The organism is Homoserinimonas aerilata, assembly GCF_006716125.1.
Classification (GTDB): Bacteria; Actinomycetota; Actinomycetes; order Actinomycetales; family Microbacteriaceae; genus Homoserinimonas; species Homoserinimonas aerilata.
In genome coordinates this window covers 873,503-894,711 of sequence record NZ_VFOM01000001.1, presented here as the reverse complement: position 1 = coordinate 894,711, position 21,209 = coordinate 873,503, and the positions used below count along the sequence as shown (strand labels likewise).

Below are 21,209 nucleotides of genomic sequence, written 5' to 3'. Positions count from 1 at the left end.
GACCGACTAGTGGTGATCGGTCCCGTGGGCCGCAGCGCCACCCGTCTTGTGCGAGTGCCGATTCGCAACGTCACGGAAGCTGTAGGTGACAACGCCGAGGGCGACGAACACCGCAGCCGCGATGATCGGGAACCAGATGACATCCATCACCATGGGAGCCAACTCGTGCGCCTCTTCAGCGGCGAATACAGCAAAAGACATCTTTTCTCCGTTCACTGCGCGTCGGCCTGCAGATGAAGACCGCGCCCAACCAATCTAGCGTGTGCGACAGCCTGCTAGCTGCGAACCTGGCCCGTGCCGCGCACGATCCACTTGGTGCTCGTCAACTCGGGCAGCCCCATGGGGCCGCGCGCGTGCAGTTTCTGCGTCGAGATGCCCACCTCAGCACCGAAGCCGAACTCGCCCCCGTCGGTGAACCTGGTGGATGCGTTCACCATGACGACCGCAGAGTCGACCTCTGCCAGGAACCGCTCACTGTTGGCGAGACTCTGCGTGATGATCGACTCCGTGTGGTGGGTCGAGTAGCGGCGGATGTGCTCCATCGCCTCGTCGAGCCCGTCGACGACCCGCACCGCGAGATCGAGGCTCATGTACTCCGTCGCCCAGTCGTCCTCGCTCGCGGGCACGACATCCGGGAACACCGCAGCGGTGCGCTCATCGCCGTGGATGGTGACACCGGATGCCCGCAGGCCGCCCAGAACGCCGGGAAGCAGCCGCTCTGCCGCAGCAGAATGCACGAGAAGCGTCTCGAGCGCATTGCAGACGCTCGGTCGCTGGGTCTTCGCGTTGTGCACGATCGCCGCGGCCAGATCCGCATCGGCAGACTCGTCGAGGAACACGTGCACGATACCGTCGCCCGTCTCGATGACCGGAACCTGCGATTCGCGCACGACCGTCTGGATGAGGTTCGCGCTGCCGCGCGGGATGAGCACATCGATGAGTCCGCGGGATCGCATCAGCTGGGTGGCGCCCTCGCGCCCGAACTCGTCGATCGTCTGCACCAGCTCGGAGGGAAGGCCGACGGATGCGATCGCCTGCTGAATCAGCTCGACCAGGACGCCGTTCGAGTTCTGGGCCGCGCTGCCGCCGCGCAGCACCACCGCGTTCCCGCTCTTGAGCGCGAGCGCCGCGATGTCGATCGTCACATTCGGGCGAGCCTCGTAGATGGCACCGACCACCCCGAACGGCACCCGCACCTGGGTGAGCCCCAGCCCGTTGGGCAGCGTCGAGCCCCTCACGACCTGGCCGACGGGGTCGACAAGCGCTGCGACATCGCGCACCGCATCCGCAAGCCCCTCGAGGCGTGCCAGGTCGAGGCGGAGACGATCCTGCAACCCCTCGCTGAGCCCGGCCTGCCGGCCCGCCTCAAGGTCGAGCTCGTTGGCTGCGATGACCCGCTCCGCCCCCGACAGCACAGCCCGGGCGATGGCCTCGAGCGCGTCGTTCTTGACCTGGGCCGTCGCGGTCGCCAACGACCGTGACGCCTCACGAGCCGCGAGCAGCTTCGTGTTGAACGGGCCGAGGAACGAATCGGGCGACGAAGTGACGGCGGCCTCATCGGCAGCGCGGACAGAGGTCTCAGACATGCCCCAATAGTACCGCCGCGGTGCGCGCTCGCCCGGGTGTTACGGGCTCAGCCCGCGGCGCGCTCCGGCCGACCCGCTTCGAACCAGGTGCCGATGGCCCTGCCACCGAGCGCCTCGTTCACCTGGGCCGTGGCCGCCAACAGTACGGGCGTTCCCGCCGCCGCCGCGATCTTCGCCGCCGCGACCTTCGTTCGGGCTCCCCCGGTGCCGACGCCGGCCGCGCCGATGCCGCCGAACTCGACATCGGCCAACTCGTCGTCGAATGCGACCTCGTCGATGCGCTGGGACCCCTCGAGCCACGGCGGCTTCGTGTAGAGGGCGTCGACATCCGAGAGGAGAAGAAGCAGATCGGCGTCGATCAGGCGTGCGACCCTGGCCGCCAGCTCGTCGTTGTCACCGAACTTGATCTCCTCGGTCGCCACCGTGTCGTTCTCGTTCACGATGGGCAGGATGCGCAGTTCCAGCAACCGCTCCATGGCACGTCGGGCGTTGCGCCGCGTGTCGGGGTTCTCCAGGTCACCCGCCGTCAACAACACCTGCCCTGCCACGATACGAAAACGGTCGAGACTCTCCTGGTAGCGGAAGATGAGTACGTTCTGACCGACCGCCGCGGCGGCCTGCTTCGTCGCCAGATCGCCGGGGCGCCCGTCAAGCTTCAGATACGGGAGGCCCGTGGCGATGGCACCGGATGACACCAGCACGATCTGCGTGCCGCGCCCGTGCACTGCGGCGAGGGCGTCGACGAGCATCGGGAGCTGAGCCGAGTTGGCACCACTGATCGAGGAGGAACCGACCTTGACCACGACGCGCCGCGCCTGCGGAATCCCCGCGCGCGACGTCACAGCGCTGAGCGTGGGGATGCTGCTGGTGGTGGGCGCGCTCGGCATCACTCGCTGCTGTCTCCTGTGGTTGAGTCATCGGGTGCGGAGTCGTCATGCTCGCCCGCGGGCGCTGCCGCGTCGCGGTCGATGGCGAATCCCTCATCATCATTCCACAGGCCGGCGTCGCGCTCGCGGATCAGCTCAGCACGAGCCGCGGCCTTCGCGTCCATCCGCTCGAAATAGGCGTCACGGCGAGCACTGCGGGTCGGCCTGACACGTTCGCCGAGGCGATCATCCGTGCCGCGCGGCCCCGTGAGGAGCTCGGCGGTCGAGGTCAGCGTGGGCTCCCAGTCGAAGACCATCCCGTCGCCCGGGCCGATCACGACGGTCGAACCAGCCACCGCGCCGGCCTTGAACAGCGCGGTCTCGATGCCGATCTTCGCAAGCCGGTCGGCGAGATAGCCGACGGCCTCGTCGTTCGTGAAGTCGGTCTGCGCGACCCAGCGCTGCGGCTTCTCGCCCAGGATGCGGTAGACGTTGCCGTAGCTGCCACCCTCGACCGTGATCGTGAACCCGGCCTCGTTGACGGCGCGGGGGCGGATGACGATGCGCTCGGTGCTCGGCACGGCAGCCGCAGCCCTGTTCTCCTCGACGATGCCGCTGAGCGCATATGACAGCTCGCGCAGACCCTCGTGGCTCACCGCGGAGATCTCGAACACGCGGTAGCCGCGCGCCTCGAGCTCTGGACGCACAAGTTCTGCCAGCTCACGGGCATCCGGAACATCGACCTTGTTCAGAACGACGAGCTGCGGACGCTCCAACAGCGGAAGCTGCCCCTCGGGCACATCGTAGGCACCGAGCTCACCCAGAATGATGTCGAGGTCGCTCAGCGGGTCGCGGCCCGGCTCGAGCGTGGCGCAGTCGAGCACATGGACGAGCGCGGAGCAACGCTCTACATGGCGCAGGAACTCCAGGCCGAGGCCCTTGCCCTCGCTGGCGCCCTCGATCAGGCCGGGCACGTCGGCGACCGTGTAGCGGGAATCCCCCGCCTGCACGACGCCGAGGTTCGGGTGAAGTGTGGTGAACGGATAGTCGGCGATCTTCGGCTTCGCGGCAGACAGCGCGGCGACAAGGCTCGACTTGCCCGCGGAGGGATAACCGACGAGCGCGACATCGGCCACGACCTTCAGCTCCAGCTGAACGTCACCCTCCCACCCGGGAGTGCCGAGGAGTGCGAAGCCGGGCGCCTTGCGCTTGGTGTTCGCCAGCGCGGCATTGCCGAGCCCGCCCTGCCCACCGGGCGACACGACGACGCGCATGCCCGGCTCGGAGAGGTCGACGATGACGCTGCCGTCTGCATCCTTCACAACAGTGCCGACGGGAACAGGAAGCACCATCTCTGCGCCGGTCGTGCCCGAGCGGTGGTCGCCCATGCCGGGCTGGCCGTTGTCCGAGCTCCTGTGAGGCGAACGGTGATAGTTCAGCAGCGTCGTGATCTGGGCGTCGCTCTCCAGGATGATGTCGCCGCCATCACCGCCGTTGCCACCATCGGGGCCGGCAAGCGGCTTGAACTTCTCACGCTTGACCGAGACACAGCCGTTGCCGCCGTGTCCCGACCGCAGGTGGAGGGTCACATGGTCCACGAAGGTTGCCATAGCCGTGATCCTTATCTGTCGGAGCGGGGGTTTGACGGATGTTGTCACCCCAGTGAAACGCGGAAAGGGCGAGCCGAAGCCCGCCCCACCGTGTGAAGTTGTGTGCGCCTAGGAGGCAGCCGCCACGATGTTGACGACCTTGCGGCCACCCTTCGCGCCGAACTCGACGGCGCCGGCCTCGAGTGCGAACAGCGTGTCGTCACCGCCACGGCCGACGTTCACGCCGGGGTGGAAGTGAGTGCCGCGCTGGCGGACGATGATCTCGCCCGCGCTGACGACCTGGCCGCCGAAACGCTTGACGCCGAGGCGCTGTGCGTTGGAATCGCGACCGTTACGAGTGGACGATGCGCCCTTTTTGTGTGCCATGTCTCAGCCCCTTAATTCTCTACTTGATGCTGGTGATCTTGACGCGGGTCAGCTCGGAGCGGTGCCCCATGCGACGCTTGTACCCGGTCTTGTTCTTGTAGTTCTGGATGACGATCTTCGGGCCGCGCTCGTCTCCGAGAACCTCAGCCGTGACCGTGATCTTCGCAAGCGCCTTCGCGTCGTGCGTGATCGTGTCACCGTCGACGAGCAGCACGGGGGCCAACTCGATGTTGCCGTTCTTGTCGGCCGAGATGCGGTCAAGAACGACGACCGTTCCAACCTCGACCTTTTCCTGCCGACCACCGGCGCGCACAACTGCGTAAACCACTTGGGAACCCTAACTACTTGAACGAAGCTTCACTGTTTCATCGAAGACTGAGGCTCCGAAGAAGAATTTGGCGTTGAAAGCGGGCTTTGCCAGCGCACGCCAAGGATCAATACTACTTGATTTCTCGGGGGCCGGTCAAACCTCGTCAAGCATACCTGAAACCTGATGGGAAACCGGATGACGCTCCAACCACATCCAGAGAAAAACACCCGCCAGGACCACGAGCGGCACGAGATCGATGAACGAGCCCACAGCCGTCTGCATCGCGAAGCCCAGCCGGTACCCGATGTCACTGCCCGAGAAGCCCGAGAACGGGAATGACGCGCCGAACAACCCACCCCCGACCCAGATGCCCACGACGAGGGCCTGGAAGCCCTGAACGACGAGAACGAGCACCGCACCGGCACCCGCGGCCAGCACCGACCGTGTGATGACATGCGCCAGACGAAGCTCCGCCGCAACCGGCGCGACAAGCCACAGACACAGGAAGACACCGATCGCGAACGGGAACTCGACAAGCGCCACCGATGTGGTGACATCCGACCAGATGGTGCCCACATAGCCGAGATCGGGCATCCCGAGCGAGAACAGCGTCGACGTCACGCCCCGCAGCACACCCTGAACGACGATGACGGCGAGCACTCCCACGGCGATCACCGCGGCGGCGAGAGCACCCCTGCGCTTGACCAGGCGAACCAGACTGCTCTGCTCGGTCATCCGTCGCCCTTCGCTCATCCGTGCCCTGTCTAGGATTCAAGACATGGCCATTCTCATCGACCAGCCTATGTGGCCAGCGCACGAGATGCTGTGGAGCCACCTCGTCAGCGACACATCACTCGACGAACTGCACGACTTCGCGAAACGCGCCGGCCTGCCCGCGCGCAGCTTCGACCTCGACCACTACGACGTGCCCGAGAGTCGACACGCCGAACTGGTCGATCTCGGGGCCGAGCCCGTGGCCAACCGCGAACTCGTGCGGCGGCTCCAGGCCAGCGGCCTGCGCATCACGCAGAGGGAACGTCGCGACGGCATCGGCTGAGCGCCGCAACAGGCGCCGCACTCACCACTCGACGTCGAAACCCGCCACCTCGGCGACAACCGCACCAGACACGAGATCGATGAAACGCGTCGTGATCGACGTGGGGCGCGCCAGCGGATAGTAGGCGTCGGAGACCATCGCCGAGACATCCGGGATCACCTCCACAACCACGAACTGGCCGTTCGGTGACACCGTGAAGTCCTCGATGCTCGTCGTGCCGGGAACCGATTCGAACAGGATGCGCGACACGGCACCGTCGTCGACGACGATCTTGCCCTCGAAGAACCCCGACCCCTCATCGAAGACGCTGACCTTCTGAACGCGAGCCGGGCCCTCGAGCAGAAGCGCCACCTGACCGCCGAACGGGCTCACGCCATCGATCGGCGTTGGGCCGAAGGGAAGCTCATCTCCCGGCACTCCCCCGGCGGAGTCGTCGAGCACCAGCAGAATCGTGTCGTAGAGGTCACGTACGATCGCCGTGCTGCCATCGGCCGACACACTCTCGATGCCCTGGTAGTCGCCCAGCGGAAGCGTCGGCGACTCCCCCGTCGGATCGACCCGTTGCAGCACATTGTCTCCGCTGAGGGCCAGCAGCTCTCCGCTCGGCAGGAACCGCCAATCGATCGGCTGCAGAGCGGAACCATCGATGCCCGCCACCGTCTGCGGCACATGCGACCCCTCGAGATCGATCCACATGAGCGTGTGCACACCCTCGCCCGTTGCCCGGGTGCTCTCCGGTGTGAAGCGGAAGCCCAGCGCGGCCGAACCCCCCGAGCGCAGCTCATCGAGCGTTCCCGGCTCCGGAAGCACGATCTCCTCGACCATGCCGTCGGCGAGACTGACGAGGCTCAGATGATGCTGCTCGGCGCCCTGTTCGCCCTCACGGGTGATGACCGCGAGGGCCTGCCCTATGACCGTGAAGTCCATGATGCCCTGAGCCGAATACACGGACTCCTGCCCGGAGAGACCTTTCGCATCCAGCGTCGATCTCATGACACGGTCGGGTTCACCCGTCTCAGGATCTGCCCGATCCAGATGGAAGACGGGCCGCGCATCCGTCGTGAACTCGTAGCGGAACACCGCATCGCTCGTGTTGTGCAGGCTGGTCACCCCAGACACGGTCACCGCGTAGTCGAGGCCATAGCCGAGTCTCTGCTCGAACGTGATCGACACGATGTCGCCGACCGTGTCGACCGAAAAGGCCGCCGCGGGCTCCACCGAGACCTGCGACGCGTCGACCTGCGCCAGCGACTGATTCGCGAACATCCTCAGCTGCTGGCCCGACGAGGCGACCACGGCCTGCGTGTCTAACTGCGCCGACGACAACTTCGGCCCCTGGAACCAGGTCAGGCCCAAGAACGCGAGGCAGAAGACGACGAGCACCGCCACGACGGCGGCAAAGGCTCGCCGGAACGGCGCTACTGCGGTCTCGGCACTCAATACAGGTACGGCTCGCTCGGCTGATCGACCGTCTCTGCGCTGACGGGCAGGAGGGCCAGCGGCTGCTTGCTGCTGCGGCTCGGGTTCGTGTCGAACACGCCCTGGACCTGCACCCACGCATCCGCCTCGAACTGCTCGCCCCAGCCCGGAAGATACACGGGCACGCCCACCGGCTGGGCGTCGACCGCACAACAGGTGACCATGAAACGGGACACATAGAACGAATCATCGGGGTCATCAGGATCGGGCGTGACGAAGCCGATGACATCGGCCGGCTTGTCGGCGAAGAAGGAGCGATCGGATGTCTGGCGCAGCAGAGAGGCCCAGTCCAGCACCGTGAAGCGGTCGAAGACGGCGGTCGAGCCGCTGGCATCCGCGACCGTCGCCGATGTGTCGTCCAGCGCGGTGCTGTTGATCTCGCGCTGCGAGGCCGTCGCCGTCGTCAGGGTTGCGGGCGGCACGATGACCAGCCCCACCGCGAGGGCAAGAACGAGCACCGTGGAGGCCACAGACAGCACCGACTGCCACGGACGCCGCGCAGGTTCGTGCTCATGGTCGACCCGCATGACGCTGCTCGCCACAACGAAGACGAGGCCCAGCACCGCCATGATCACCGTGAAAACGATGTAGCGAGGATGGATATACAGAACCAGTTGATTGGTCACAGCCAGCCACAGCGTCGCCACGAGCACGATCGTGGCCAGCACGACCCCCTGCCACCGCCGCCACAGCTGCCAGAGCCCGCGCGAGGCCTCTTCGCCATCGTGCGGATGATCGTGCGGATGCGAGTGCTCGGCCCCATCATCGTGGAGCGTGCCGTCGCCACCGGGCTCAGAACGCATAGTTCACCACCAGACCGATCGCCGCGCTGAGAAGTGCCACGATCACGGTCATACGCACCAGAACAGCCGTCGTGAACGTCGTACGCAGCAGGGCAAGCATCTTGATGTCGATGATCGGGCCGAAGATCAGGAAGGTCGCAATCGAGCCGGGCATGAAACTGCTCGCGAACGGAAGGATGAAGAACGCGTCAACACTCGAACACACCGAGATGACGAACGCGAGCAGCATCATCGCGAGGATCGACCAGAGCGGGTTGCTGCCGAGACTCACCAGCACATCGCGCGGAACAGCGACCTGAACCAAGCCCGCCAACAGCGAGCCGATGAACAGAGCGGGCATGATCACGCCCGCCTCACGCACGAACAGCGAGACGCTCTTCTGCCAGCGAGTGCCTCCATGCCCATGCGCATCCGGGGCACGGCACTCGGCCGCGAACCGCTCCGTGAGAAGCGACTGCGGGTCGGGGTGCCGGCTGAACACCCACCCGATGACGTTCGCGACCAGGAAGCCACCCAGAAGGCGCGCCACGAGGATGCCGTCGTCGAAACCGAAGGCCTGATGTGTGGTGATGATCGTGATCGGGTTCAGGATCGGCGCCGCCAGCAGGAACGTCATCGACTCCGAGACGGTGAAGCCCCTCAGAACAAGCCCCCGCGCGAGCGGAACGTTGCCGCACTCACAGACCGGCAGGAACATGCCCAGGAACGACACCATCCCGCGTCGAAGCCACGGATTGCGCGGCATGACCCGGGTGATCCAGGCATCCGGAATCCAGTGCTGAACGACGATCGACAGGAGGATTCCGAGCACGACGAATGGGAGCGACTCGACGATGACCGCGATGCCCAGCGTCAGAAGATCCTGCACCGCATTCGGCAGGCTCGGCAGCCCGATCGAGGGAGTGACGGCACGCAGCACGAAGAGCCCGGCGATGCCGAGCACTCCGACGGTGAGCCCGATGATGCTCCCCGCGCCCGGTCGCCGAGCCTGCCCGAACCCGGCGGAACGGGTCGGACGTCTGGTGGCGGTTCGGGTTTCCATCGTCGGCAAGCCTACCCAAGCCACACTGGGCCCCGCACAAGCCTCAGGAGGCTGGTGCGAGGCCCAGATGACAGGGAATCGACGAAGGGCCCGCGGCTACTCCGAGCCGTCTGCCGTGGTTGCGCTTGCGCTACCCGCCTGCACAACACCGGAGCTCGAGGCACGACGCGACGTGCGCGAACGGCCCTGGCCCGGCTGCTTCGGCTCAGGCAGTGCGTCGAGCACGGAGCCGAGGATCTGCTCGGCCTCCTTCGCAACGACACGGCGCTGCGTGCGCGGCGACTTCACAACCGGAATGTCGAAGATCTCGACGACCTCAGCCTGGGGCGCGGCACTGTCGGATGCCTTCGTCTCGGATGCCTTCGCATCCGACTCACCGGAATCGGTCGTCTTCGCCGCAGAACCAGCAGAACCAGCAGAACCGGAACGCCCGCGACGGCCACCCGTGCGCGGCGACTTCTGGCTCACCTTCGCCAGCGAATCGACTGCGGGAGCCTCGGCGGCCGGAGCCGCCTCGACGGGCTCGGGTGCCGACTGCTCACCCTCGGCCGCGTGCGGTGCGATCGTGCTCGCCGCGATCTGGGCGAGTGCGTTCTTCACATCCTCGGTGATGGCGTGGGTCGCCGCCGGCTTGCTGCTCGAGGAGCCGCCGTTGCCGTTACCGCCGCCGTTCCCGCCGCCGTTGCCGCTGTTGCCGCCGCCCTTGCCGCCGCGGCTGCGACGGGTCTCCGGCTGCGGCGACTGACGGTGGCGCGTGATCGGGTCGTGGTAGACGATGATGCCGCGGCCGGCGCAGGACTCACACGGCTCGCTGAACGACTCGATGAGGCCCAGGCCAAGCTTCTTGCGGGTCATCTGCACGAGACCCAACGAGGTGACCTCGGCGACCTGATGCTTCGTGCGGTCACGGCTCAGGCACTCCACCAGGCGGCGCAGCACGAGATCGCGGTTCGACTCGAGCACCATGTCGATGAAGTCGACGACGATGATGCCGCCGATGTCGCGCAGACGCAGCTGGCGGACGATCTCCTCAGCAGCCTCGAGGTTGTTCATCGTGACGGTCTCTTCGAGGTTGCCGCCGGAACCGACGAACTTGCCCGTGTTGACGTCGACGACGGTCATCGCCTCGGTGCGGTCGATGACAAGCGAACCACCGGACGGCAGCCACACCTTGCGGTCGAGAGCCTTCTCGATCTGCTCGGAGATGCGGAACTCGTCGAAGGAGTCCTTGCCACCGATGTGCGGCTCGATGCGGTCGAGCAGGTCAGGAGCCACCTGGGTGAGGTAGCGCGTGATCGTGTCACGCGCATCCGTTCCCTCGATGACCAGGCGGTGGAAATCCTCGTTGAAGACATCGCGAACGATCTTGACCAGAAGGTCGGGCTCGCTGTGCAGCAGAGCCGGGGCGGAGACCGTCTCGAGCGCAGTGCTGATTGACGCCCACTGCGAGGTGAGGCGGTTCACATCAAGCGTGAGCTGCTCCTCGGTCGCACCCTCGGCCGCGGTGCGCACGATGACGCCCGTGTTCTCGGGCAGCGCCTCCTTGAGGATCTTCTTGAGGCGCGCACGCTCCGTGTCGGGCAGCTTGCGGCTGATGCCGTTCATCGAGCCGTTCGGCACATACACGAGGTAGCGGCCGGGCAGCGAGACCTGGCTGGTCAGGCGGGCGCCCTTGTGCCCGATCGGGTCCTTCGTGACCTGCACGAGCACCTTGTCGCCGGGCTTGAGCGCCAGCTCGATGCGGCGGGCCTGGTTCTTGCCCTCAGCCGAATTCTCGGCAGCGGCCTCCCAGTCGACCTCGCCCGAGTAGAGCACCGCGTTGCGACCGCGGCCGATGTCGACGAATGCCGCCTCCATGCTCGGCAGCACGTTCTGCACGCGACCCAGGTAGACGTTGCCGATGAGCGACGCCTCCTGCGACTGCGCCACGTAGTGCTCGACGAGCACGCCGTCCTCGAGCACACCGATCTGGATGCGGTTGTTCTTCTGGCGCACCACCATGACCCGGTCGACGCTCTCGCGGCGGGCCAAGAACTCGGCCTCGGTGATGACGGGACGGCGACGCCCGGCGTCACGACCGTCGCGGCGACGCTGCTTCTTCGCCTCGAGACGGGTCGAGCCGCGCACCTTCTGCGGTTCGTTGGAGGGCTCAGGCTGCTGGCGCGGCTGGCGCACCTTCACCACGTTGTTGTTGCCGTTTGCGCCGTTGTTGTTCGAGCCGCCGCGCTCGGAGTCGCCACCGTCTTCGCCGGAGCGGCGACGCGTGCGACGACGGGCACTCGACGACTCGCCCGAGACGTCGTCATCATCTTCGTCGTGCGTCGGCGGGATCATCGTGGGCAGATCGGGAGCCTGGAACAGCAGCGAGGTCGTCGGGCGCACAGGCGCGGACGCCTTCGGCGCCTCTACGGGCTTCTCGGCAGGCTTCTCAGCAGCATCGGTGGATGCCGTGGTGCTCGCCTTCGCAGGACGGCGTGTGGCCGGCTTGCGGGCCGGAGCAGCGGGAGCTGCCTCGGTCGTGTCTGCAGCGGGAGCCGCTTCGGCCACCTCTGCTGCGGGTGCCGCAACCTCCTGCGCCGCCGCCGGAGCATCCTGTGCTCCCGACGCCGCCGTGGATTTGGCCCTCCGACCGCCGAACAGCCGCACCCTCTTCAGGACACCGCCATCCTTGCCCGTGTTGTCTTTGCTCTGCTCGTCATTGTTGTCGTTTGTCTCCACCATTACTGGTGCACTCCTAGCCGGGGCGGATAACCGCGCTACCCACCCGGTACTCTCTCGTGCGACCCGCGCCGTAGGCGGTGGCCACTAATTCTTCACGCCTCAAGATCGGCGGGTACATCGTGCGCAGGCCCCGTGGGCTCTTGCTCCAGTGGTACCGGCTCTGGTCTCGTACGTCTTCTTGTTGTTCCTGTTCGGTGCCTACCGGTCGACTGTCGACCGGCTGCCCGGAAAGCTTTCTCTTCACGTCCCCTTGAGCGCGGCTCGAAGGTGACCTTCTCAAATTATCGCACGCCGGGCCGTCTGCGCGGCATTTGGCTCGTAATAGATCGACCGGATGCTCACCATGCGCCAGACAAGAGCCTGGCGGAGGCCGGGAGATCGGCTCAGGCTCCTGGTGCGAGAATGGCCGCATGTCCGACATCCCGACCCCGCAGAACAGTGGCGCGCGCACTCCGACAGCACGCCGAGAGCACGGCCGGAGCCCCCTCCTCGCCCTCGCTCTCATCGTCGTCGGGGCCGCGGCCTGGATCGCCTGCTTCGTGGCGACACTCGGCGTGTTCGCAACACTCGAGGAGGGCTCGCCGGTGCCCGACGGCATCCTGGGCGTGCCGTGGGCGGCGGCCGGGCTTGTGCTGTTCACCCTGCCCGTCGGAATCGGAACCGTCATGCTCGCAGGCCGCGGTGCAGCATCCGGGACACGCCGCCGCCCTGTGCTCGGCGCGTTCCTGATCATCGCCGGTCTCGTGGGCCTGTGGGCCGCCTGGACGCTCACCATGGACAAGGTCATCACCCTTGTCTCGCCCGAGGCACAGCTCGGCTGCAACTTCAGCGTGCTCGTACAGTGCGGGGCCAATCTCAGCTCTGCGCAGGGCGCCGTGCTCGGCTTCCCGAACCCCCTGATCGGCCTCGCCGGCTGGGCCGCCGTTCTCGTGATGGGCTTCGCGCTCATCGCCGGCGCGCCGCTCGCACAGTGGTTCCGTGTGCTGTTCGCGCTGGGCGTCACAGGGGCGATGGTGCTCGTCATCTGGCTGATCGGCCAGAGCGTCTACGTGCTGGGCACACTGTGCCCCTGGTGCATCGTCACCTGGTCGGTGACCATCCCCACGTTCTGGGCGGCCTGGGGCCTGCTGCTCTCGCATTCTCGAAACGGTGTCGCGAGCAGGGCCGGGTCAATCATCCTCGGATGGGCTCCCCTGCTCACGGTGCTCAGCTACACCGTCGTCGCCGTTCTCGCCCAGCTGCGCCTCGACTACCTGTCGATGCTCTGACCGTCAATGCACCGATCTTTCAAACACTGGGAAATAGCAACGGCGCCGCACCCCACGCGGGGCACGGCGCCGTCAACTGCCGGGAGCGGCTAGAACCAGAGCGCGAGCTCGCGGGCGGCAGACTCGGTCGAGTCACTGCCGTGCACGAGGTTCTGCTGCACCTTGAGGCCCCAGTCGCGGCCGAGGTCGCCGCGGATCGTGCCGGGCGCTGCGGAGCTCGGGTCCGTGGTGCCCGCGAGCGAGCGGAAGCCCTCGATCACACGGTTGCCGGCCACGCGGGCGGCGACGACGGGGCCGCTCTCCATGAACTCGACGAGGGGCTCGTAGAAGGGCTTGCCCTGGTGCTCCTCGTAATGCTGTGCGAGGAGATCGCGGTCGGCGTGCACGAAGCGCAGGTCGACGAGCTGGTAGCCCTTCGCCTCGATGCGGCGCAGGATCTCACCCGTCAGGCCGCGGGCGACGCCATCCGGCTTGATGAGTACGAGCGTTTCTTCAACTTCGAGGGACATTTCTTCTCCTTGAGGGTCGGTTGAGATGGACTAGGCGGTCGTGGGCCCGCCGGCCAGAAAAGCGGCTTTGCGACGGTCAAGCCTGCGACCGGTGATGTAGCAGTAGATCCAGATGGCGACGAATATTCCGCCTGCGACATACAGGGCGGGGTGCACGAGGCCGAGCAGCACGAGCACGAGCTGCAGCGCCCAACCGACCCACACGCCCCAGTCGTGGCGCACGAAGCGACCAGCCAGAATGAGCGCGACCATCAGCGCGGCGCCGCCACCGAAGGCGAGAGCCGGATGCGCGAGATCGAGCCCGAACACGGTCAACATGACGAAGATCATGAGAACCGCCTCGAGCCCCAGCACGATCGAGAGCAGGCTCTCGGTGGCGCTGCGTTCCCGGCGCGGCGCGCGGGCCGGCTGCGCGGTCACGGCTTCCACCCCAACTGTTCGGCGAGCTGCAGGACCTCACCCACGAGAGTGATCGAACCGGTCACCACGACGGCACGCTTCGGCTGCTCCGCGGCCCAGCCGCGCGCCGCATCCGCCGCCGCGACAAGCGAGTCGTACTCCCACACGGCGTCGGGGCCGGCGATGTTGCGCACCACATAGGCGAGATCGTCGGATGGGATGGCGCGCTCCGAGTGCGACTGCGTCACATAGAAGCGGGTCGCCACCGGCGCGAGCGCCCGAACGACGCCCTCGACATCCTTGTCTTCGAGAACGCCCAGAACGATGCCGACCTCGTCGAAAGTGAAGTACTCCCCCAGCGCACTCACGAGAGCGGACGCACCATCAGGGTTGTGCGCGGCATCGACGAGCACGGTCGGCTCGATGCCTACCAACTCGAGGCGGCCGGGCGATACAACCGTCGCGAACGCCTCCTCCACCACATCGGGCGCGAGCGCCTGGGTCCCGCCGCCGAGGAACGCCTCGACCGCGGCAACCGCAACGGCCGCGTTCTGCGCCTGGTGGCTGCCATACAGCGGCAGGAAGACATCGTCATAGCTGCCGACGAGGCCCCGGATGGAGACCAACTGGCCGCCGACCGCCACCGAATGGCTCGTGACGTCGAAAGCCTCGCCCTGCACGCGCAGATCCACGTCGAGGCCGACGGCCTTCTTCGTGATCTCGGCCAGAGCATCCGGCGACTGCGCAGCGGAGACCACAACCGAGCCGGGCTTCACGATGCCCGCCTTCGTTGCCGCGATCTCGCGCACGGTGCTGCCCAGCCTGTGGGTGTGGTCGAGCGAGATCGGCGTGAACACGGCCACCTCACCGTCGGCGATGTTCGTGGAATCCCATTCGCCGCCCATCCCCGTCTCGACGACGGCGACATCGATGGGAGCATCGGCGAAGGCCGCGAAGGCCAGCACAGTGAAGGCCTCGAAGAATGTCAGCGCGGGCTCGCCTGCCGCCGTGAGCTCCGCATCCACCATCTCCAGATACGGCCGGATGTCACGGTAGGCGGCAATGAACGCCTCGTTGCTGATCGACTCACCGTCGATGACGATGCGCTCGTTGACGCGCACGAGGTGCGGGCTCGTCAGGAGCCCGGTGCGCACGCCGGTCGCCCGCAGCAGGCTCTCGGCGATGCGGCTCGTGCTGGTCTTGCCGTTGGTGCCGGCGAGGTGGATGACCGGGTAGGCCCGCTGGGGGTCGCCCAGCAGCTCGGCGGCCCGGCGCGTCGGCTCGAGGCGCGGGCGCGGCGCGGACTCTCCCACGCGGCCCAGCAGCTCGGCATAGACGGCATCGGCCTGCGGCTGCAGGAGTGCGTCGTCACCCAGCTCCGGGTCGTCAGACAGTGGCTTCTTAGACATCTACTGGGGCTCCCCACACTGAAACATCGATCGTCACGGCACCCGTGTTCGCGTACTGCCCTGCGGTCACGACGGAACGATACGCGCCGACGCTGGAGTCGAGCTCCGAGCCGGCACCCGCATGCACCGACACCTGCTTCGCGAGTGTCTCCTCCGCGATGATCTGGGCGAAGGCCTCGATGCTGGCGGCCTCGCCCGAATCCTCCACGAACAGCTCGAGGCGGATGCGATCGCTCACGTCGAGACCGGCTCCCTTGCGCGTGTCCTGAACGGCACGGATGATGTCACGGGCCAGACCCTCCGCCTCCAGCTCCGGGGTGGTCGCTGTATCGAGCAGAACGAAACCGCCGCCGCTGAGAAAGCTGATGGCATTCGCCTCATCGCCGGAGCTGAGCTCAAGCTCGAACTCGCTCGGCAGCAGTTCGACGCCGCCGACGATCACGTTGTCGCCATTCGGCTCCCAGTCTCCGGCCTTCGCCGCCTGGATGACCTGCTGAACCGCCTTGCCGATGCGGGGTCCCGCGGCGCGAGCGTTCACCGTCAGACGGCGCACGATGCCGAACTCGGTGAGGCTGCCCTCCTCGAGTGGCTCGAGGCGCACCTCCTTGACGTTCAGTTCGTCGCGCAGGATGTCTGCAAAGGCGCCCAGCTGTGCGCCGTCCTCACTCACGACGGTGAGGCTCGCCAGCGGAAGCCGCACGCGACGCCCCGTCGACTTGCGCAGCGCCAGACCGGCGGATGCGATCTCCCGCACACGGTCCATGCTGCGGGCGAGCGTGTCATCCGCAGGGAACAGCTCGGCATCCGGCCAGTCCGTCAGGTGCACGCTTCGGCCACCCGTGAGGCCCTTCCAGACCTGCTCGGTGACGAGCGGAGCCAACGGCGCGGCAACCCTCGTGAGCGTCTCCAGAACCGTGAACAGCGTGTCGAAGGCGTCGCGCCAGTCGGCACCACCCTTGTCTCCGCCCCAGAAGCGGTCGCGGCTGCGACGCACATACCAATTGGTGAGCACATCTGCGAAGTCGCGCAGGCTCTGCGCGGCCAGCGGCGAATCGAGCGCATCGAGATGCGTCGTCACATCCACGATGAGCTGGCGCGTCTTCGCCAGCAGGTAACGGTCGAGCACATTCGACGAATTGGTGCGCCACGTGGCCTCGTAGCCGCCCTCCGTCGCCGCGTTCGAGTACAGCGCGAAGAAGTAGTACGAGTTCCAGAGCGGCAGCAGGAACTGCCGCACACCCTCACGGATTCCCTCCTCCGTGACGATCAGATTGCCACCGCGGATGACCGACGACGACATCAGGAACCAGCGCATCGCATCCGCGCCGTCACGGTCGAAGACCTCAGACACATCGGGGTAGTTGCGCAGGCTCTTCGACATCTTCTGGCCGTCGTTGCCGAGCACGATGCCGTGGCTGATCACGTTCTTGAAGGCCGGACGATCGAACAGCGCCGTCGACAGAACGTGCATCATGTAGAACCAGCCGCGCGTCTGCCCGATGTACTCGACGATGAAGTCGGCCGGGTTGTGGCTGTCGAACCACTCCTGGTTCTCGAACGGGTAGTGCACCTGCGCGTACGGCATCGAGCCAGAGTCGAACCAGACATCGAGCACGTCCTCGATGCGGCGCATGGTGGACCTGCCGCTCGGATCATCCGGATTCGGCCGGGTCAGCTCGTCGATGTACGGCCTGTGCAGGTCGACTTCGCCGTCACGGTTCAGCGGCAGGCGGCCGAAGTCGCGCTCCAGCTCCGCCAGGGAGCCATACACGTCGACGCGCGGGAACTCGGGGTCGTCGCTCTTCCACACCGGAATCGGCGAACCCCAGTAGCGGTTGCGCGAGATCGACCAGTCGCGGGCATTCGCCATCCACTTGCCGAACTGGCCGTGCTTCACATTCTCGGGAACCCACGAGATCTGCTCGTTCAACTCGACGGCGCGATCACGGAACTCTGGCACGCGCACGAACCAGCTCGACACCGCCTTGTAGATGAGCGGGTTGCGGCAGCGCCAGCAGTGCGGGTAGCTGTGCTCGTAGCTCTTCTGCTGCAGCAGGCGACCCTCCGCGCGCAGGAGCTGCGTGAGCGGCTTGTTGGCTTCAAAGACCTGCAGACCCGCAACCGGAGCAACGCTCGGCAGGAAGCGGGCGCCATCGTCGACGGAGATGACGATGGGGATGCCGGCGGCCGCACAGGTGATCTGGTCGTCCTCGCCGTAGGCGGGCGCCTGGTGCACGATACCCGTTCCCTCACCCGTCGCGACATAGTCGGCGACCAGGATCTGCCAGGCGTTCTGCGTGCCGTACGTGTCGACATCCGCATAGAAGTCCCAGAGGCGGTCGTACTGCACGCCCCCCAGATCTGCGCCCGTGAAGGTGCGGCTCACTGCGGCCTTCGCGGCAGCAGCATCCGCGTAGCCGAGCTCCTTCGCGTAGGCGGCGATCGTGTCGGCGGCGAGCAGATACTCGGCGACGCCCTCCTCGGCGCCGTCGCCTCCGCCGAGCGGGCCGCTGGGGAGCACCGCGTACTCGATCTGCGGGCCGACCGCGAGGGCCAGGTTCGTCGGAAGAGTCCACGGGGTCGTCGTCCAGGCGAGCGCCCGAACCGCCGTCAGGCCGAGCGCCTCCGCCTTCTCGCCCACAAGCGGGAATGTGACCGTGACGGTCTGATCCTGCCGCGGCTTGTAGACATCGTCGTCCATGCGCAGCTCGTGATTGGAGAGAGGGGTCTCGTCGTTCCAGCAGTACGGAAGCACCCGGAAGCCCTCATAGGCGAGGCCCTTGTCGTGCAGGCGCTTGAACGCCCACACGACCGACTCCATGAAGTTCGTGTCGAGCGTCTTGTAGTCGTTCTCGAAGTCGACCCAGCGCGCCTGGCGGGTGACGTAACCCTCCCACTCCTTCGTGTAGCGCAGCACCGAATCGCGGGCGGCGGAGTTGAACTCCGTGATGCCCATCTGCTCGATCTCCTCCTTGCGGGTGATGCCCAGCTGACGCATCGCCTCCAACTCGGCCGGCAACCCGTGAGTGTCCCAACCGAAGCGGCGGTGCACCTGCTTGCCGCGCATCGTCTGGTAGCGCGGGAAGAGATCCTTGGCATAGCCGGTGAGCAGGTGCCCGTAGTGCGGCAGGCCGTTCGCGAACGGCGGGCCGTCGTAGAAGACCCACTCGGGGCATCCCTCACGCTGATCGATCGACGCCTGGAAGGTCTTGTCGCCCTTCCAGAACGCGAGGATGCCCGTCTCGATGTCGGGGAGACGAGGGCTCGGCGTGAGAGGCTCGGCGGGGCTCCCGTCGGCGGCGGGGCGGGGATAGCTCAATGTGACTCCTGGCAGTGACGACTCTGCACGAGGACGGCCGATGACGAGATCACCTGCCGCGGTACCACCCCGCTTGCCACACCCCGTGAGGAGCGCGACCGCTTGTTCTTTGGCTGTGACGGGCCAGACCCGTTCGGTTCTACTGGGCTGATGCCAGGGCATCCGCCGTTCTTCCGAAGACTCCCCGGTGATGGCCGGATCGCAGTCTCTGCCGCAAGTTTAGCCGATCGCGCCGGGGCTCGCGTCTGGGGCGCTCGCATCCGTCAACCGAGCGTCGAGCCGGCGCTTCTGCAGGAGATTCTGGGTGACACGCCGGCTGATCGTGGCCGGGCGCGGCGCGTCGGCAAGAATCTCCTGCTGGGCGCTCAGTCGCGTGCGCGGAGGGCCGCGAGCACGGATGCCCCGGTCTCGGCATCATCGACGGTGATCACGAAGCGACGACCGGATGCGCGGGTCACCTCAATCGCGGAGCCATGGCGGAGAACGACCCCGCTGCGACGGTCGCCGCCCCAGCGCCAACCCCAGCCGCCGAATTCGGCCATCGGGTCGACGGTGGTGACCGAGACATCCGTCATGTCTTCGAGACGGATGCGCTGCCTCGGCCAGCCGAGGACGCTGCGGACGGTGAGACCGCGGCGGTCGGCGGTGACCCGCCACATCGCGGTGACGGCAGCCAGAAACAGGACGACAATGAGAGCGATGACGGAGATCGCGAGGCCCTCCGGTGCGGCGACGGCGCACACGACAACGGTGCCGACCACCAGCAGGATCGCGCCGGCGAGAATGAGGAGCGCCGGCGTCGCGATGTGCGCCGTGCGCGACCATGCGATCAGTTCACCGGGCGCTGCGGGCAGCGGCTCGGCCGCCTGCGCTGCGTTCAGCCTGGCGCTGTCGTGGGCGGGCAGCAGGAACCAGGCTCCGACAGCGAGCAGCGTGGCGACACCGAATCCGATGGCCATGATGCCGCCGATGGTTCCCGTCTGGGCGGCATCGTCGAGGCCGCGCTGCTGGGCGAGTGTGCCCACGGCGATGACGCTGATGAGCATGGCCAGCCAAGTGCCGGTGGCAAGAACGAAGCGTTGCGTCCACACGATGCGACCGCTCGGAGTGAGCCTCCACGATGAGGCGACCGCGATTCCACAGAAGAAGATCGTGAGAACGAGCGGCATGAGGATGGACATCCACGCGCTGCCGTAGCCGTCGGGTTGACCGTTCGCGCCCCAGTGGATGGCGATGGGATCGGGCAGTTCCGGCAGCCATGCGACGCAGATCGCGGTTGCGACAGCGGCGATGAACACGGGCACGACGACCCCGACAAGCAGCACCCTGGTACGCGTGGCGCGGGCGGTGTCGGTGAGCGAGGCGGATGCCTGCTGGGTCATTGGTAGGCCTCTCTGATGAGTGTGGACAGTGCTGCCGGCGAGACGTCGTGCGCCCGCGCTTCGGCGACGACGGAGGCGATGGCCGCGGTGAGCCCGCTGTAGTCGCGCGCCTTCGCCGAGACGATGGCGCCGCGGCCGCGACGAAGCTCGATGAGGCCCTCGTCGCGAAGCTCCTGATACGCGCGCAGAACGGTGTGCACGTTGATGTCGAGCGACTCGGCCAGCTCACGCGCCGACGGCAGGCGCTCCCCCGTGGGCAGCGACCCCGACATGATTGACACCCGGATGCCGGTGGCCAGCTGATCGAACAGCGGAACCTCCGACGACGGGTCGACTCGAACCAACATGCCGCCAGTCTATTGTTCTAGTTGCAATAGCACAAGTCATGTTGATGGATGTCTGCCGATAAGTGTCTGCCGGTGGCTGTGGAAAACTTTCGCGGCACTTCGCAGCTCTCCGCTACCGTCGAGCGCATGCCCCTGAGACGCACCGCCGTTATCGCCGCCATCACCTGCACGCTCGCGCTGACCGCGTGCACCACACCCGCCCCGACGCCGAAGCCGAGCCCGACCAGCAGCGCGCCCGTCTTCGCATCCGATGAAGAGGCGCTCGCTGCGGCCGAACAGACGATGGCCGACTACTGGGTTGTCATGAACACGATCTTCCAGGAAGGTGGGGCGAACCCCGAACGTATCGAGCTTCATGCCGAAGGTCGTTGGCTTGAGAAAAGCATTTCGTCCGCGAACCTGCTCTCGAAGGCTGGTGAGCGCCAAGAAGGAGCTATCACCGCCGATTCAATGGAACTTCAACAGGTTTTCGGGCGGGGCCTCAACACCACCGTAATCACGTACGCATGCAATGACTTCTCCGCGAGAGAGGTCATAGACAGCGACGGTCGCCAAGTAGATCTCTCAGGTGTACGACCTCGTAAGGGCTATCAGCTGACCTTCTCTGTGGACAGTCTCGATCCGATTGTGCTGAAACTCACCGACACTGAGTACTGGGAGAAGAAAAGTTGTTGACTCTCCTAACGCTCTTCGCCTTGATGGGGATCGCAGCCACCCCTTTTCCAATGCTCAGCGT

At 66.5% G+C, this 21,209-nt stretch carries 20 protein-coding genes; 3 read left to right on the top strand and 17 right to left on the bottom strand.

Features of this window, described 5'->3' with window-relative positions; translation table 11 throughout:
• Positions 1-6: 6 nt before the first annotated feature.
• The 7 genes from FB562_RS04225 to FB562_RS04195 all read right to left on the bottom strand — a co-directional run bounded on the left by FB562_RS04225 (position 7) and on the right by FB562_RS04195 (position 5,473).
• Positions 7-201 carry a hypothetical protein gene (locus tag FB562_RS04225; protein WP_141880005.1) on the bottom strand — a complete coding sequence of 65 codons (195 nt, stop codon included), beginning with the start codon at positions 199-201 and terminating at the stop codon, positions 7-9.
• A gap of 74 nt (positions 202-275) precedes the next feature.
• Positions 276-1,586: a glutamate-5-semialdehyde dehydrogenase gene (locus FB562_RS04220; protein ID WP_141880004.1), complete on the bottom strand. Its 1,311-nt coding sequence runs from the start codon at positions 1,584-1,586 to the stop codon at positions 276-278.
• A 47-nt stretch (positions 1,587-1,633) separates the two neighbouring features.
• Positions 1,634-2,473: a glutamate 5-kinase gene (gene proB, locus FB562_RS04215; RefSeq protein WP_141880003.1), complete on the bottom strand. Its 840-nt coding sequence runs from the start codon at positions 2,471-2,473 to the stop codon at positions 1,634-1,636.
• Positions 2,473-4,062, bottom strand: a complete 1,590-nt coding sequence (gene obgE, locus FB562_RS04210; RefSeq protein WP_141880002.1) for a GTPase ObgE — start codon at positions 4,060-4,062, stop codon at positions 2,473-2,475. The genes proB and obgE overlap by 1 nt, the downstream gene beginning before the upstream one ends.
• Before the next feature lie 108 nt (positions 4,063-4,170).
• Positions 4,171-4,428 (bottom strand): 50S ribosomal protein L27, encoded by a 258-nt coding sequence (rpmA, locus tag FB562_RS04205; RefSeq protein WP_141880001.1) that lies wholly within the window; start codon positions 4,426-4,428, stop codon positions 4,171-4,173.
• Between the two features lie 19 nt (positions 4,429-4,447).
• A complete protein-coding gene (rplU, locus tag FB562_RS04200) occupies positions 4,448-4,756 on the bottom strand; it encodes a 50S ribosomal protein L21 (RefSeq protein WP_141880000.1) in 309 nt (102 codons plus the stop codon).
• 135 nt (positions 4,757-4,891) lie between these two features.
• Positions 4,892-5,473, bottom strand: a complete 582-nt coding sequence (locus tag FB562_RS04195; protein WP_141879999.1) for a hypothetical protein — start codon at positions 5,471-5,473, stop codon at positions 4,892-4,894.
• 43 nt (positions 5,474-5,516) lie between these two features.
• Between FB562_RS04195 and FB562_RS04190 the strand changes: the two genes are divergently transcribed.
• Positions 5,517-5,795 (top strand): DUF4031 domain-containing protein, encoded by a 279-nt coding sequence (locus FB562_RS04190; protein ID WP_141879998.1) that lies wholly within the window; start codon positions 5,517-5,519, stop codon positions 5,793-5,795.
• 21 nt (positions 5,796-5,816) lie between these two features.
• On the opposite strand, the gene FB562_RS04185 is transcribed toward FB562_RS04190, so the two are convergent.
• The 4 genes from FB562_RS04185 to FB562_RS04170 form a co-directional block, all read right to left on the bottom strand.
• The gene (locus FB562_RS04185) at positions 5,817-7,235 is read right to left on the bottom strand and encodes a hypothetical protein (RefSeq protein ID WP_141879997.1); all 1,419 of its coding nucleotides are present in this window, start codon (positions 7,233-7,235) and stop codon (positions 5,817-5,819) included.
• Positions 7,232-8,077: a TIGR03943 family putative permease subunit gene (locus tag FB562_RS04180; RefSeq protein WP_141879996.1), complete on the bottom strand. Its 846-nt coding sequence runs from the start codon at positions 8,075-8,077 to the stop codon at positions 7,232-7,234. The genes FB562_RS04185 and FB562_RS04180 overlap by 4 nt, the downstream gene beginning before the upstream one ends.
• Positions 8,067-9,119 (bottom strand): permease, encoded by a 1,053-nt coding sequence (locus FB562_RS04175; RefSeq protein WP_141879995.1) that lies wholly within the window; start codon positions 9,117-9,119, stop codon positions 8,067-8,069. The genes FB562_RS04180 and FB562_RS04175 overlap by 11 nt, the downstream gene beginning before the upstream one ends.
• Before the next feature lie 96 nt (positions 9,120-9,215).
• On the bottom strand, positions 9,216-11,840 hold the full coding sequence (locus FB562_RS04170; RefSeq protein WP_141879994.1) for an Rne/Rng family ribonuclease: 2,625 nt from the start codon (positions 11,838-11,840) through the stop codon (positions 9,216-9,218).
• Positions 11,841-12,250: 410 nt separating this feature from the next.
• Between FB562_RS04170 and FB562_RS04165 the strand changes: the two genes are divergently transcribed.
• Complete coding sequence (locus FB562_RS04165; protein WP_342777277.1) at positions 12,251-13,108, top strand: vitamin K epoxide reductase family protein; 858 nt, start codon at positions 12,251-12,253, stop codon at positions 13,106-13,108.
• Between the two features lie 89 nt (positions 13,109-13,197).
• On the opposite strand, the gene ndk is transcribed toward FB562_RS04165, so the two are convergent.
• The 6 genes from ndk to FB562_RS04135 form a co-directional block, all read right to left on the bottom strand.
• Positions 13,198-13,617 (bottom strand): nucleoside-diphosphate kinase, encoded by a 420-nt coding sequence (gene ndk / locus FB562_RS04160; RefSeq protein ID WP_141879993.1) that lies wholly within the window; start codon positions 13,615-13,617, stop codon positions 13,198-13,200.
• 30 nt (positions 13,618-13,647) lie between these two features.
• The gene (locus tag FB562_RS04155) at positions 13,648-14,037 is read right to left on the bottom strand and encodes a DUF4233 domain-containing protein (protein ID WP_246081335.1); all 390 of its coding nucleotides are present in this window, start codon (positions 14,035-14,037) and stop codon (positions 13,648-13,650) included.
• Positions 14,034-15,425 carry a bifunctional folylpolyglutamate synthase/dihydrofolate synthase gene (locus FB562_RS04150; RefSeq protein ID WP_141879992.1) on the bottom strand — a complete coding sequence of 464 codons (1,392 nt, stop codon included), beginning with the start codon at positions 15,423-15,425 and terminating at the stop codon, positions 14,034-14,036. Before FB562_RS04150 ends, FB562_RS04155 begins: the two co-directional genes overlap by 4 nt.
• Complete coding sequence (gene ileS / locus FB562_RS04145) at positions 15,418-18,744, bottom strand: isoleucine--tRNA ligase (RefSeq protein WP_246081334.1); 3,327 nt, start codon at positions 18,742-18,744, stop codon at positions 15,418-15,420. The genes FB562_RS04150 and ileS overlap by 8 nt, the downstream gene beginning before the upstream one ends.
• A 365-nt stretch (positions 18,745-19,109) precedes the next feature.
• Positions 19,110-20,126: a DUF1648 domain-containing protein gene (locus FB562_RS04140; protein WP_141879990.1), complete on the bottom strand. Its 1,017-nt coding sequence runs from the start codon at positions 20,124-20,126 to the stop codon at positions 19,110-19,112.
• Positions 20,123-20,473: a GntR family transcriptional regulator gene (locus FB562_RS04135; protein WP_141879989.1), complete on the bottom strand. Its 351-nt coding sequence runs from the start codon at positions 20,471-20,473 to the stop codon at positions 20,123-20,125. The genes FB562_RS04140 and FB562_RS04135 overlap by 4 nt, the downstream gene beginning before the upstream one ends.
• 48 nt (positions 20,474-20,521) lie before the next feature.
• Between FB562_RS04135 and FB562_RS04130 the strand changes: the two genes are divergently transcribed.
• The gene (locus FB562_RS04130; protein ID WP_141879988.1) at positions 20,522-21,148 is read left to right on the top strand and encodes a hypothetical protein; all 627 of its coding nucleotides are present in this window, start codon (positions 20,522-20,524) and stop codon (positions 21,146-21,148) included.
• Positions 21,149-21,209 lie beyond the last annotated feature (61 nt).